Origin of the sequence: Yersinia kristensenii (assembly GCF_900460525.1) — a bacterium.
GTDB classification, from domain to species: Bacteria; Pseudomonadota; Gammaproteobacteria; order Enterobacterales; family Enterobacteriaceae; genus Yersinia; species Yersinia kristensenii.
Genome location: NZ_UHIY01000001.1, coordinates 1,461,494 through 1,475,683, shown reverse-complemented (window position 1 = coordinate 1,475,683; position 14,190 = coordinate 1,461,494). Strand labels below are relative to the sequence as shown.

Here is a 14,190-nt window from a genome sequence, read left to right as displayed (position 1 = left end):
ACTGTAATATTCCGTACATTTTTCTGTCATTAAACTGTCCTATTTTCCCTCCTGCACCATACTTAATCTGATGAAAACATTTTAGAGTTAATTCTAATATCCCATTAGGAGGGATTATGAAACTGATGCGTACCACCGTAGCCAGCATTGTGGCAGCGACTTTATCTATGACCACTGTGTCCGCGTTCGCTGCTGCAAGCCTGACAGGTGCAGGTGCGACATTCCCCGCGCCGGTGTATGCCAAGTGGGCAGATTCTTATCAGAAAGAAACAGGTAACAAAGTTAACTATCAGGGGATCGGTTCTTCAGGCGGCGTAAAACAAATTATTGCTAATACTGTTGATTTCGGTGCTTCTGATGCGCCATTGACCGACGACAAACTGGCCGCTGAAGGTTTGTTCCAGTTCCCAACAGTGATTGGCGGTGTAGTCTTGGCCGTGAATATCCCTGACATCAAATCCGGTGAACTGACATTAGACGGTAAAACACTGGGCGATATTTATCTGGGTAATGTGAAGAAATGGAATGATCCGGCTATCACTAAATTGAACCCGGGCGTTAAATTGCCAGATCAAAATATTGCTGTGGTGCGTCGTGCTGACGGTTCCGGCACTTCATTTGTGTTCACCAGCTACCTGGCTAAAGTGAACGCCGAATGGAAAGAAAAAGTAGGTGCAGGGTCGACTGTTAACTAGCCGACTGGTTTGGGTGGCAAAGGTAACGACGGTATCGCCGCCTTTGTACAGCGCCTACCGGGTTCTATTGGCTATGTAGAATATGCTTACGCCAAACAGAATAACCTGGCTTACACCAAACTCATTTCTGCGGATGGCAAACCTGTTAGCCCAACCGAGCACAGCTTTAGCTCTGCGGCGAAAGGTGTGGATTGGAGCAAGACATTTGCTCAAGATTTGACCAATCAAAAAGGTGATGATGTCTGGCCAATTACATCAACAACTTTCATCTTGGTACATAAAGAACAGAAAAATGCGGCTAACGGCGTTGAAGTATTGAAGTTCTTTGATTGGGGTTACACACACGGCGCTAAGCAAGCCAACGAGCTGGATTATGCAACATTGCCAGCTGAAGTTGTTGAGCAAGTCCGTGCTGCCTGGAAAACTCAGATTAAAGACAGCAGCGGTAAGCCAATCTTCTGATTTACTGGCAACAAGCGGTTTATGAAATATTGATTCACAATATATACCCTAAATAATTCGAGTTGCAGGTAGGCGGCAATTGAGATAATCCCCGGGAACTTACTCAAGTAAGTGACTGGGGTGAGCGAAAGCAGCCAACACCCCTGCAGCTTGAAGTATTAGGGGTAGGATGAGAAGAGAGTCTATGGCTGCGAACAAGCCGACAATCAAAGCACCGAGTCAATACGGTGACATCATTTTCAGTGCGCTGGTTAAACTGGCTGCGCTGATTACCCTATTTCTGTTGGGCGGCATTATCGTTTCATTGATTATTGCTTCCTGGCCAAGCATTGAGAAATTTGGTTGGGCTTTCCTGTGGACCAAAGAGTGGGATGCGCCGGCAGAACAGTTTGGTGCATTAGTACCGATTTACGGCACGGTTGTGACCTCGGTTATCGCCCTACTCATTGCTGTTCCGGTCAGTTTTGGTATTGCCCTATTCTTAACGGAACTAGCCCCGAACTGGTTAAAACGCCCACTGGGTGTGGCGATTGAATTGTTGGCCGCGATCCCCAGTATTGTTTACGGGATGTGGGGTTTGTTTGTCTTCGCCCCGTTATTTGCTCGCTATTTCCAAGAGCCGGTCGGCAATGTGATGTCCGGCATCCCGATTGTGGGCGTATTGTTCTCAGGCCCGGCTTTTGGTATCGGTATTTTGGCCGCCGGTGTCATTTTGGCCATCATGATTATTCCTTACATTGCAGCAGTCATGCGCGATGTCTTCGAACAAACCCCGGTGATGATGAAAGAGTCGGCCTATGGTATTGGCTGCACCACCTGGGAAGTGATGTGGCGCATTGTGCTGCCTTATACCAAAAATGGTGTCATTGGTGGCGTGATGTTGGGTCTGGGCCGTGCGTTGGGTGAAACCATGGCAGTAACCTTTATTATCGGTAACACCTACCAGCTCGACAGCTTCTCGCTGTTTATGCCGGGCAACAGTATTACCTCCGCATTGGCGAATGAGTTTGCCGAAGCTGAATCTGGCTTACATACCGCCGCGTTGATGGAACTGGGCCTGATCTTATTCGTCATTACCTTTATTGTACTGGCTTTATCTAAGTTAATGATTTTGCGTCTGGCTAAGAAAGAGGGGCGCTAAGATGGCGACGATGGATATGCAAAGTGATGCGACGCTGATGGAAACCCGCCGTAAAAAGCAGTCCTGGCGTCGTCAAAAGAACCGCATTGCTTTATTGCTTTCAATGGCAACCATGGCGTTTGGTCTGTTCTGGTTAGTGTGGATTTTATTCTCCACTGTGACCAAAGGTATCGATGGTATGTCTTTGGCGTTGTTTACCGAAATGACACCGCCACCCAATACCGCTGGTGGTGGTTTGGCTAACGCCATTGCGGGGAGTGGATTATTAATTTTGTGGGCAACCGTCATTGGTACCCCATTAGGGATTATGGCGGGGATTTACCTGGCCGAGTATGGCCGTAAATCTTGGCTGGCGGAAATTACCCGCTTTATAAATGACATTTTGTTATCAGCGCCTTCTATTGTTGTTGGCCTGTTTGTTTACACCATCGTGGTTGCCAAGATGGAGCACTTCTCCGGTTGGGCTGGGGTGATTGCGCTGGCGCTGTTACAAGTCCCCATCGTTATTCGCACCACTGAAAACATGCTGAAGCTGGTACCGGATAGCTTGCGCGAAGCGGCTTATGCATTGGGAACACCAAAATGGCGCATGATATCGGCCATTACCTTAAAAGCGTCTATCTCCGGTATTTTGACGGGTATCTTGTTGGCAGTAGCGCGTATTGCCGGTGAAACCGCACCTTTGCTGTTCACCTCGCTCTCCAACCAGTTCTGGAGCACCGATCTGAGTCGGCCAATCGCTAACTTACCGGTCACCATCTTTAAATTTGCCATGAGCCCGTTTGCCGAATGGCAGCAACTGGCATGGGCTGGGGTACTTTTGATAACCCTGTGTGTACTGTTACTGAATATTCTGGCTCGCGTTATTTTCGCTAAGAAAAAGTATTAATCGGCTGAAAAAAGCCCTTAATTAGCAAAGAAAAACCCGATTCGCCAATAAATTCCAAAATGCGGCTACGGCGGCATTGGCTAAAAGAGAGAAGTCTTGATGAGTATGGCTACTGACATCAACAACAGCAAAATTCAGGTTCGCGATCTGAACTTCTACTACGGCAAATTTCATGCGCTGAAGAATATTTCGCTGGATATTGCCAAAAACCAGGTCACAGCATTCATCGGCCCATCAGGCTGCGGTAAATCAACACTGCTGCGTACATTCAATAAAATGTATCAGTTGTATCCGGATCAGCGTGCTGAAGGTGATATTTTGCTGGATGGGCAGAATATCCTGACGGATAAACAAGATATTGCGTTGTTGAGAGCAAAAGTTGGCATGGTTTTCCAAAAGCCAACCCCATTCCCAATGTCGATTTACGATAACATCGCCTTTGGTGTGAAGCTGTTTGAGAACCTATCTCGCGCCGATATGGATGAACGTGTGCAGTGGGCGCTGACCAAAGCGGCTTTGTGGAATGAGACCAAAGATAAACTGCACCAGAGCGGATACAGTTTGTCGGGTGGCCAGCAGCAGCGTTTATGCATCGCCCGTGGTATCGCTATTCGCCCAGATGTGTTGTTGCTTGATGAGCCTTGCTCAGCACTTGACCCTATCTCGACCGGCCGTATTGAAGAGCTTATCAGTGAGTTGAAATCTGACTATACGGTGGTGATTGTGACACACAATATGCAGCAAGCGGCTCGCTGTTCAGATCACACGGCATTTATGTATCTGGGCGAGTTAATTGAATTCAGTGATACCGATACCCTGTTTACCGCGCCGCAGCAGAAACAGACAGAAGATTATATTACTGGTCGCTATGGCTGAGGGGCCTATCCCCGTCATACTTCAAGCTGCATGTGCGTTGGCTGCTTTCGTTCACCCCAGTCACTTACTTGAGTAAGCTCCTGGGGATTCGCTCAATTGCCGCCTTCCTGCAACTCGAATTATTTAGGGTATATAGTAATTTTGCCTATTTACATGTACGGGAAGTATTATGGATAACTTGAATCTGAATAAACATATTTCTGGCCAGTTCAATGCAGAACTTGAACATATTCGCACCCAAGTATTGACCATGGGCGGGCTGGTGGAACAACAATTATCTGACGCGATCACCGCCATGCACAATCAGGACGGTGAGTTGGCAAAACAGGTCATTGCTGGCGATAAGAAAGTTAATATGATGGAAGTGGCCATTGATGAAGCTTGTGTGCGCATCATTGCCAAACGTCAGCCGACGGCGAGTGATTTACGTCTGGTGATGGCGATTATCAAGACGATTTCTGAGCTGGAACGCATTGGCGATGTGGCGGATAAAATTTGCCGTACTGCGCTGGAAAAATTCTCCCATCAACACCAGCCTTTACTGGTCAGCTTGGAGTCTTTAGGGCGCCACACGGTACAGATGTTGCATGATGTACTGGATGCCTTTGCCCGCATGGATTTGGATGAAGCTATCCGAATTTATCGCGAAGATAAGAAAGTTGATCAGGAATATGAAGGCATTGTGCGCCAGTTGATGACGTACATGATGGAAGATCCGCGCACTATCCCTAGTGTGCTAACAGCATTATTTTGCGCCCGTTCGATTGAACGTATTGGTGACCGCTGCCAGAATATTTGCGAATTTATCTTCTACTTTGTTAAAGGTCAGGATTTCCGTCATTTAGGTGGCGATGATTTAGAAAAACTGCTTTCTAATAAAGTTGAAAAGTGACTGATTCCCCCCAATCAGATTAAGCATTCCTGCTTGATTGGGGATTATTTTTTATAAATTATCGCTCCCGCCGTTACTCTCATCTTATTGGATTATTAAGCTAATTCATTCTCGTTTTATCTCTGTTTATATTTAATCACCCATTGATTGACATAATAAAACTGTATTGTGTTGCTTTGTGGATATATATTTAAATGGTTTTGTTGTTCAGAGGAAATATAACTTCCTTTATGAGGAAGTTATATTTCCCGACTGCAATGCAATAGTGATTTTAATATTTATCTGCATAAGTTTATACCCTAAATAATGCGAGTTGCAGGAAGGCGGCAAGCGAGAGAGTCCCGATGAGCTTACATCAGTAAGTGATTCGGGTGATTGAACGTAGCCAACGCACATGCAGCTTGAAGTATGATGGGTATATATGATTTTTAATATGCGTTTACATTGGGCGGGATAAGTGAACATATGTCTGTATATGCCAAAGAATGTGGCTCTTAGCCTGTTGTGGGTTGTCTGGGGTGCCTGTTTAGTTAGCTATATAGTCTACAATTTATTTTTTTATCTTCTTCTTGCTCCTACTTTATTCCTCATTTTTATTCTGATAAATATTATGTTTAAAAAGAAAACAAGTAGTCATGACAAGGTGTCTATTATGGCCAGTTCCTCTCTACAATCTTCGGCTCCATTATCGGGTTCGCCATCAGACTCCACGAAGACAAATACGATTATCGCTGTGGGGACAAAATTAAAAGGTAATATTAATCTTGATGGTGACATTCAAATTTATGGTGTTGTCATCGGTGATATCATCGTTAATGAAGGCACACTAAGATTGATGCGCAGTGGTCATATCGAAGGGAATTTAACCGCTCCTCACATTACAGTTGATGGGCGGGTCGAAGGTGTTTGTGTTTCTGATAATTTGGAAGTTTTGGAGAATGGTCGGTTAAACGGCATTGTAAAAGGTAGTAATTTCTCCATCAAAAAAGGCGGTGTTTTCATTGGTCAGTCAGAGATTGCCGAAGAGTCTGCGGGTCTGGCAAAGACTAAAGTTAAACCCACTGCTACGAGTCATCACGAAAAGGTAAAAGCAGACGAAATTCCAACGGAATAGTATAAAGCAGTAGATAACGCTACTGAACTGATGGTTACTCATACGCGCTAGAAATACGATTTGGCCGGGAATTCACGGCCATAATCACCCATTTTCCCCGCCCATGATTTCACTTTTTCTTTCAATATAAGCAAACTTATCCCCTGAGATGATTTAGTTATAAATATATCGTTTTATATTATTTCCTGACCTAACGTTGACTTGATAGCTTACGTGTATCGCAACATCTCAATCATCTTAGGAGCTTTCAATGAAGCAATCTCTAACCACCAAAAAAAGCGTTATGGCACTCACGCTGTTAGCCGGTCTGGCCACACTTTCTGGCGCTGCTCACGCAGATAAACTGGATGATATTAAACAGGCTGGTGTGGTGCGGATTGCTGTTTTCGATAGCAACCCACCATTTGGTTATATCGACCCACAGACTAAAAAGCTGGTGGGATATGATGTCGATGTGGCGAATGCAATCGCGAAAGATTTAGGTGTAAAAGTCGAACTGCGAGCCACTAACCCTGCTAACCGTATTCCGTTACTGACATCTAAAAAAGTGGATCTGATTGCTGCCAACTTCACTATTACGGATGACCGGGCCAAGGAAGTGAATTTCAGCTTGCCGTACTTTGCGACGGGTCAGAAGTTTATTGCTCATAAAGGTGTGCTGAAAACGCCAGAAGACATCGCTGGGTTGCGTATCGGCGCGGATAAAGGCACGGTACAGGAAATAACCTTACGTGATCGTTATCCAACGGCGAAAGTCATTTCCTATGATGATACTCCGGTAGCATTTACGGCTTTGCGCAATGGTAATGTCCAAGCTATCACTCAGGATGATGCGAAATTAGTCGGGCTGTTGGGTAACCTGCCTGCGGCACAAAAAGCAGATTTTGAAATCTCGCCATTCAGTATTACTAAAGAATATCAAGGCGTTGGTATTCCTAAAGGGGAAGATCGCTTAACTGCTCAAGTGAACGAGACACTGGTTAAACTGGAAAAAGATGGCGAAGCAGCGAAAATTTATGACCGCTGGTTCGGGCCAGAAACTAAAGCAGCTCAACCACGTGGCGATTTCAAATTTGCACCATTGGATCAACAGCCTAAAGCATGATTCAATAGTCAATTGAGAACACCAAAAGCCCTGCATTGTTGTGATGCAGGGCTATTTGCTTTCATGCAGATACGGGTTTAAGGAAATATGAATCTACATCACCTCACTGACTGGCTGCTGGCCCCGCAATATCTTGGCTGGCTGTGGCATGGTTTTCTGCTGACGTTGTGGATTTCTGCCTGCACAGTGGTGGCCTCTACACTATTGGGTTTTTTACTGGCGGCGGCCAGAGACAGCGAACTCAAAGGGTTGCAATGGTTTGCGATTGGTTACAGCACGCTATTTCGTAATACGCCGCTGCTTATCCAGTTGTTCTTTTGGTATTTTGCTGCCAGTCAATTTCTGCCCGCATCCTGGATACCGTGGCTTAATACTCCCCATGAAATCACCGTTTTCGGGCTTACTCTCGGCTGGCCTTCTTTTGAGTTTTTGGCCGGTTTCATCGGCTTGACCTTCTATTCCACGGCATTTATTGCGGAAGAGTTGCGCTCAGGGATCAGCGGGGTTGCCAAGGGGCAAAAATATGCTGCCCACGCATTGGGGCTGACAGGTTGGCAGTCTATGCGCCATGTTGTATTGCCGCAGGCGTTAAAAATCGCCATGCCGCCGTTACTTGGCCAATATATGAATATTATTAAAAACTCGTCATTAGCGATGGCTATTGGTGTGGCCGAGCTTTCTTATGCCTCCCGCCAGGTTGAAACGGAAACATTGCGGACATTCCAGGCTTTTGGTGTGGCAACGGTGTTGTATATCGCGATTATTGCGTTGATTGAGGCCTGGGGTATGTGGCGTCAGCAGCGAACCGCCGTTAAGGGGCACTGAGATGGATTTTACAATTATTGCCGATAACTGGACTTATCTGTTGTGGGGCACATTTCCTGATGGCCCGTTAGGCGGGGCAGCATTAACCTTGCTGATCAGCCTGTTAGCTGGCGTGGCTTCGGCTATTTTAGGCACGGTACTGGGTGTGGTGCTGGCGATGTCCAGTGGTGTTTGGGCCGGAATATTAGCCGCATTTTTAGGTTTTTTTCGCGCTATTCCCGTGATTATGTTGATTTTTTGGACCTATTTTCTACTACCCATTGTCTTTGGTGTGGATATACCGGAAATCACCACCGTGGTGTGTGCGCTGGCGCTGATTGCCTCGGCTTATCTGGCTCATGCGGTGAAAGCAGGGATTATGGCGATTGGGGCGGGGCAGTGGCAGGCGGGCTTGTCATTGGGCTTCAATCGTTGGCAAGTTTTGTGGTTTGTAGTGTTGCCGCAGGCCTTGCGCATGATGGTGCCATCATTTATTAATCAATGGATTTCTTTGATTAAGGATACTTCGTTGGCGTATATCGTCGGGGTCAATGAACTGACGTTTTTGGCCACTCAGGTTAATAACCGCAGCATGGTTTACCCGATGGAAGTATTTCTGTTTGTGGCATTGGTCTATTTCGTTTTATGTTTGGCACTGGACTTACTGGCAAACGGCCTTAACCGCCGCTTCAGTCCCCAACATGCCATTAATAAGCAAAGCGCCATTAAACGTTCATGGCGCTGGTGGCGAAATAAACCTGTATTACCAGCAAGTTAAGATTGGGTAATCTGCCAGCCTCTGGCGCGCCATAAGTCGGGTAGTTGCCGCATATCATCAAACATGGTGACTAATGGGTGGTGAATCGGCTGATTGTGCGGATCGGCACAGTAATAATACACCGGTATCCCGGCCGCTATTCCGGCATGGGTGCCGGCGGCTGAGTCTTCAATCAAAATACAGCGCTCGGCCGCGACCTTCATCTCTTCTGCTGCATGATAAATCAATGCGGGATCGGGCTTCCAACATTGGATGTCGTAGCCGCTATAGAGTCTTTCTGCAAAGAAAGGCAGTAAGCCAGTCAAGCCCAGAGAGTGCTGCATTTTGCTCACCGGCCCATTGGACACCACGCAAACCGGTAGTGCTATTTGTTCTAACAATGTTTTTGCACCAGCGATAGGTTGTAATTCGGCATCAAATAAGCGAGCAACTTCATCGCGATAAAGTTTCTCTAGCTTTTCTATTGGCTCATCCAGGCCGTTTTCTTTACTCACCAGCGCGACAATTTCATTGAGCTTCACGCCCTTAAAACGCTTAATCACCTCTTCCAGTGACAGGTGAATATCATAATGGGCAAACATCACGACATAGGCCCGGCAACACAGCACTTCACTGTCGACCAAGGTTCCGTCGCAATCGAACATGATGCATTCAATATTACTCACTTATTTCTCCCTTTAATCATACCAACCCTCTTTATCCCACTTTAACTATCCTGCCCCAGAATGCGATACATAATTACCCTGCTAGCAATATTACTCATATCAACTGAATAAAATTCAATAAGTTGAATAATAAGTGGTTAATATTAAGTCACTTGTTGCGCAACAGGGTAGATAAAAAATAGCCAAATAGAGTGTGATCTCGCTCTAAACAACTGTTTTTTGTTATAGGATATCCCCAACTGTCACTCCCTTCTGTGGAACTTCTCGAATGAGTAAACCAAACCTTGATACTGAGCAGGGGCTGCTCGAACGTGTTTTTAAACTAAAGCAACATGGCACCACCGCGCGTACTGAGCTTATTGCGGGTATAACCACTTTCCTGACCATGGTCTATATCGTGTTCGTTAACCCACAGATTTTAGGGGTTGCGGGCATGGATGTGCAGGCCGTCTTTGTCACCACCTGTCTGATTGCTGCTTTCGGCAGTATCTTTATGGGGCTATTGGCAAACTTACCGGTCGCTCTGGCACCGGCGATGGGGCTTAATGCTTTCTTCGCTTTTGTGGTGGTTGGCGCGATGGGTATTTCATGGCAAGTTGGCATGGGTGCTATTTTCTGGGGCGCAATCGGTTTCCTTTTGCTCACTATTTTCCGCATCCGTTACTGGATGATAGCTAACATTCCACTGAGTTTGCGGGTGGGGATTACCAGCGGTATCGGCCTATTTATTGCCATGATGGGGCTGAAAAATGCCGGTATCGTGGTCGCCAATCCGGACACATTAGTTGCGGTCGGGAATCTGACCTCTCACAGTGTGCTGTTGGGGGCATTGGGCTTCTTTATCATTGCGGTTCTGGCATCACGCAATATTCATGCTGCGGTGCTGGTGTCGATTGTCGTGACGACATTAATCGGCTGGGCGTTGGGTGATGTGCATTATTCGGGCATTTTCTCCATGCCGCCCAGTGTGACCTCCGTGGTTGGGCAGGTCGATTTAGCCGGTGCGCTGAATATTAGTATGGCGGGGATCATATTCTCCTTTATGTTGGTTAACCTGTTTGATTCATCCGGTACATTGATTGGTGTGACGGATAAAGCGGGTTTAACTGACCATAAAGGGAAGTTTCCGCGCATGAAACAAGCGCTGTATGTGGACAGTATCAGTTCTGTTGCCGGTGCGTTTATTGGTACGTCGTCAGTGACGGCTTATATTGAAAGCTCCTCCGGTGTTTCTGTCGGTGGCCGTACCGGCTTAACCGCCGTAGTGGTCGGGATCCTCTTCCTGTTGGTGATATTTATTTCTCCACTGGCTGGGATGGTACCTGCCTATGCAGCGGCGGGCGCACTGATTTATGTTGGCGTGCTGATGACATCCAGCTTGGCCCGTGTGAAATGGGATGACTTGACCGAAGCGGTTCCCGCCTTTGTCACCGCAGTGATGATGCCGTTTAGCTTCTCCATTACTGAAGGGATCGCGCTGGGCTTTATTTCTTATTGCCTGATGAAATTGGGTACCGGTCGCTGGGGTGAGATCAGCCCATGCGTGGTAGTGGTTGCGCTACTGTTTGTGCTGAAAATTGCGTTTGTTGATCACTAATTGCTTTATGTTGAAATGGCCCACTCTCACTACTGAGAGTAGGCCATTTTATTGAATGTCGTATTACTTCAACTGATCGCTGATTTGCTCCAGTGCTTTGGTCGCACATTGCGCATCCAAATGTCCGCCGGGCGCACCAGCAACACCGACCGCACCGACGACTTCATCTCCAGCCTTCACTGGCACACCGCCACCTAATAGCAAGAAACCAGGAATATCTTTCAGATTATTAGCCGCAGGTGTTTTCTGACTGTTTTCCATCACTTGCCCACTTGGGGTTTTGGTCGACAGCGCGGTAAAGGCTTTTTGTTCACTGGCTTTTACCGTGTGTGGGCCAGCATTATCAGCACGCAGCACAGTTTTGATGATACCAGCGCGATCCACAACGGTAACCGCGACGTTATAGCCATCAGCCTGGCAAACGGCGAGAGTGCGGCTGGCCAAATCGGTAGCCAGTGCCAAAGAGATATTGTGTTCAGTATTCAGGCCCGCAGCAGAGGCTTGAGTTATCAGGCCGATGAATAAGGCGGAGGTCAGGGCAATAGGCTTGATCATATAAAATCCTTATTGTTAGCGAAGTGAATTCCTCACAGTGATGCTATCCTACGGCGGAAAGTGGTGAAAAAACATTCGTCCTATTACCCGTTTTACTAGGTACTTCTACCTATCCCCTGCACACTTGACGCCGCAGGGGTGTTAGCTGCGTTCGCGCACCCGAATCACTTACTTATGTAAGCTCATCGGGATGAGTTCACAGGCTGCCTACCTGCAACGCCAATTGCCTTGGGGATTATTGGCGGACTTGACGCCGCAGGGGTGTTAGCTGCGTTCGCGCACCCGAATCACTTACTTATGTAAGCTCATCGGGATGAGTTCACAGGCTGCCTACCTGCAACGCCAATTGCCTTGGGGATTATTGGCGCACTTGACGCCGCAGGGGTGTTAGCTGCGTTAGCGCACCCGAATCACTTACTTATGTAGGCTCATCGGGATGAGTTCACTGGCTGCCTACCTGTAACGCCAATTGCTTTGGGGATTATTGGCGCACTTGACGCCGCAGGGGTGTTAGCTGCGTTCGCGCACCCGAATCACTTACTTATGTAAGCTCATCGGGATGAGTTCACTGGCTGCCTACCTGTAACGCCAATTGCTTTGGGGATTATTGGGCGGATAAGTGATAGTGATGAATCAGTGAGGCCAGCGAGTTGACCTCTAACTTGGCAAAAATATTGGCGCGGTGGGCCTCGACGGTTCGCGGAGAAATAGACAAGATATGGGCGATCTGCTTGCTGGTTTCCCCTTGAATAATCAGGGTGGCGACTTCCCGTTCACGAGCAGAGAGTTGGTTGAATAACTGTTGATAGCTTGCCTGCCGCTTATAAACCACCAACGCCTGTTCATGTTGATCCAGCGCCATGCTGATGGTTTCAATCAATACATCGGCATCAATCGGTTTAGTCAAAAATTCTAGAGCCCCGCCTTTAAAGGCCCGGCGGCATAACTCAACATTGCCATGCCCCGTCATAATGATGACCGGGAGGGAGCTATCACTCTCTTGGATGGCTTCTAATATCGCCATACCACTTTTACCCGGCATGCGGATGTCCAGCAACACACAACTCGGCTGGGTAACCGTCAAATTATCGAGAAATATCTGGCCGTTACTGAACGCCTTAATCTCCCAACCCATGGTCGAGAGTAACGCGGACAACGCAGCACGAACACCCTCATCATCATCAATCAGATAAATGTGTTTTGTCATGTGTACTCCCGGTCATCAGAGGAAAAGTCAGGATAAAGCAAGCACCGCCATGTTCATTGTTTCTCGCTTTTATGTCGCCACCCATACGTTGTACCAATGTTTCACACAGGGTAAGCCCTAATCCCAGCCCACTCTCTCGGGTGGTATAGAAGGGGCTGAACAAGTTGTCTAATTGCTGATGATTAAGCCCTGGGCCATTATCTTCAATCTTAATAACCCATTGTTTAAGTGTGATATTTATGGTGAAAATGACTGTCGGGGCCGGTGTCTGTTGGATAGCTTGAACCGCATTACTGAGCAAATTATGAAAAACCTGTTCCAGCCATAAAGGGTCACTTTGGAGTGTGGGCAGATTGACGGGAATAATATTGATGATTTTGACATTCGCCGCGGTTATTTCCTGGTGCAACAACACATTAACCCGCCGCCAGATATCAGCCACCACGACCGGTTGTAAATTTATCTGCCCGCGGCTGAGTAAGGTTCGCAGCCGATCCAGCAAAGCAGCAATACGCTTGATTTGCTCGACAGAAGCCACCAGCAACGGAGCGACGTTCTCATCCTGCGGCGGTAATAGCCGTAGTGCGGTTTGGTTATAGGTCAATGTCGCGGTGAGCGGCTGGTTTAATTCATGGGCGATGCCGGTTGCAATTTCTCCCATAGCATTGAGTCTGGCCTGGTCAGCAAATTTGGCGCGTTGATCAGCATGTAAACGGTGCTGAGCCAATTGCTGCCAGCGGTGCCAACTGTATAAGGCAGCGGCTGTCATCAGCGAAAGCAGTAGGGCGGTCAACCAAGGTAAATCACGCCAAACCGGGGTGGCATGGCCTATTAAAGTGAAAGATTGTGCCCCTTCTCCCACCGGTTTTTGCCACTGCCAGAAACTTTCAGGTGCTGAATGGCCCAAAATCGCGAGTTGATGCTGCTGATAGCGCAATATTAAGCTATCAAAATGAGGCGGTAAGCCCACTATTTGCAGTAATTTCTGGGCATTAACCTGCAAACCACTGCCGTTGTATGAGTTAGCCAACCGGTAATCTCCCTCCTGAATATGCAAGGTAAGTTGGCCGGGTCGAGATGGGTCTGCCGGTGTTTGATTGATTGCGACTAACTGTGGAAAATGGCGTTGTAATTGCACCAATTGAGCCGGTTCCAGAGCCAAAAATAAAATGGCTTGCTGCTGGGCCAATTGTTGGCTTAGTTCGCGGTGAATGGTGCGAAACTCCGTTTCTCGCTCGGTTTGCTGCGTATTCAACCCGTACCAGCCTAGCCAGAGAGTGGATATCAGGGTCAGGAGGAACCAGACAGTGATTTTAACGGCCATGGGTGAGTAGCATCCGCAAAGATAAAGTGGCTATTGATAACATGGGGCGTGATACGGAGGAAACCCCCAAGACCGCAGGCTATGGG

The 14,190-nt window shown here is 47.4% G+C and carries 13 protein-coding genes and 1 pseudogene; 10 read left to right on the top strand and 4 right to left on the bottom strand.

The features are described from left to right. Positions 1–116 precede the first annotated feature (116 nt). The 9 genes and pseudogenes from pstS to DX162_RS06785 all read left to right on the top strand — a co-directional run bounded on the left by pstS (position 117) and on the right by DX162_RS06785 (position 8,756). A pseudogene (gene pstS / locus DX162_RS06830) lies at positions 117–1,157 on the top strand (phosphate ABC transporter substrate-binding protein PstS). Positions 1,158–1,341: 184 nt separating this feature from the next. Then, complete coding sequence (gene pstC, locus DX162_RS06825) at positions 1,342–2,298, top strand: phosphate ABC transporter permease PstC (protein ID WP_004393015.1); 957 nt, start codon at positions 1,342–1,344, stop codon at positions 2,296–2,298. 1 nt (position 2,299) lies between these two features. Next, positions 2,300–3,187: a phosphate ABC transporter permease PstA gene (gene pstA / locus DX162_RS06820; protein WP_004393014.1), complete on the top strand. Its 888-nt coding sequence runs from the start codon at positions 2,300–2,302 to the stop codon at positions 3,185–3,187. A gap of 99 nt (positions 3,188–3,286) precedes the next feature. Next, positions 3,287–4,063, top strand: coding sequence for a phosphate ABC transporter ATP-binding protein PstB (gene pstB / locus DX162_RS06815; RefSeq protein WP_004713904.1), 777 nt, complete (start codon positions 3,287–3,289; stop codon positions 4,061–4,063). A 169-nt stretch (positions 4,064–4,232) separates the two neighbouring features. Then, on the top strand, positions 4,233–4,955 hold the full coding sequence (gene phoU, locus DX162_RS06810; protein WP_004393667.1) for a phosphate signaling complex protein PhoU: 723 nt from the start codon (positions 4,233–4,235) through the stop codon (positions 4,953–4,955). A gap of 502 nt (positions 4,956–5,457) precedes the next feature. Beyond that, positions 5,458–6,069, top strand: coding sequence for a bactofilin family protein (locus DX162_RS06800; RefSeq protein WP_032821298.1), 612 nt, complete (start codon positions 5,458–5,460; stop codon positions 6,067–6,069). Between the two features lie 250 nt (positions 6,070–6,319). Beyond that, positions 6,320–7,174 carry an ABC transporter substrate-binding protein gene (locus tag DX162_RS06795; protein WP_004393611.1) on the top strand — a complete coding sequence of 285 codons (855 nt, stop codon included), beginning with the start codon at positions 6,320–6,322 and terminating at the stop codon, positions 7,172–7,174. An 87-nt stretch (positions 7,175–7,261) separates the two neighbouring features. Further along, the gene (locus tag DX162_RS06790) at positions 7,262–7,999 is read left to right on the top strand and encodes an amino acid ABC transporter permease (protein WP_004393610.1); all 738 of its coding nucleotides are present in this window, start codon (positions 7,262–7,264) and stop codon (positions 7,997–7,999) included. A gap of 1 nt (position 8,000) precedes the next feature. Then, positions 8,001–8,756: an amino acid ABC transporter permease gene (locus DX162_RS06785; RefSeq protein WP_004393609.1), complete on the top strand. Its 756-nt coding sequence runs from the start codon at positions 8,001–8,003 to the stop codon at positions 8,754–8,756. On the opposite strand, the gene yieH is transcribed toward DX162_RS06785, so the two are convergent. Continuing rightward, complete coding sequence (yieH, locus tag DX162_RS06780) at positions 8,753–9,421, bottom strand: 6-phosphogluconate phosphatase (protein ID WP_032821297.1); 669 nt, start codon at positions 9,419–9,421, stop codon at positions 8,753–8,755. The two genes, DX162_RS06785 and yieH, sit on opposite strands and share 4 nt — an antisense overlap. A gap of 268 nt (positions 9,422–9,689) precedes the next feature. Here yieH and DX162_RS06775 point away from each other — a divergent pair, with 268 nt between their 5' ends. Next, the gene (locus tag DX162_RS06775; protein WP_004393608.1) at positions 9,690–11,018 is read left to right on the top strand and encodes an NCS2 family permease; all 1,329 of its coding nucleotides are present in this window, start codon (positions 9,690–9,692) and stop codon (positions 11,016–11,018) included. Positions 11,019–11,081: 63 nt separating this feature from the next. Here DX162_RS06775 and DX162_RS06770 read toward each other — a convergent pair whose 3' ends face one another. The 3 genes from DX162_RS06770 to DX162_RS06760 all read right to left on the bottom strand — a co-directional run bounded on the left by DX162_RS06770 (position 11,082) and on the right by DX162_RS06760 (position 14,104). Beyond that, positions 11,082–11,573: a GlcG/HbpS family heme-binding protein gene (locus DX162_RS06770; protein WP_004393607.1), complete on the bottom strand. Its 492-nt coding sequence runs from the start codon at positions 11,571–11,573 to the stop codon at positions 11,082–11,084. A gap of 604 nt (positions 11,574–12,177) precedes the next feature. Then, entirely contained in the window at positions 12,178–12,780 is a 603-nt protein-coding gene (locus DX162_RS06765; RefSeq protein ID WP_032821270.1) for a response regulator transcription factor, read from the bottom strand. Beyond that, a complete protein-coding gene (locus DX162_RS06760) occupies positions 12,755–14,104 on the bottom strand; it encodes a sensor histidine kinase (RefSeq protein WP_004393532.1) in 1,350 nt (449 codons plus the stop codon). The genes DX162_RS06765 and DX162_RS06760 overlap by 26 nt, the downstream gene beginning before the upstream one ends. Positions 14,105–14,190 lie beyond the last annotated feature (86 nt).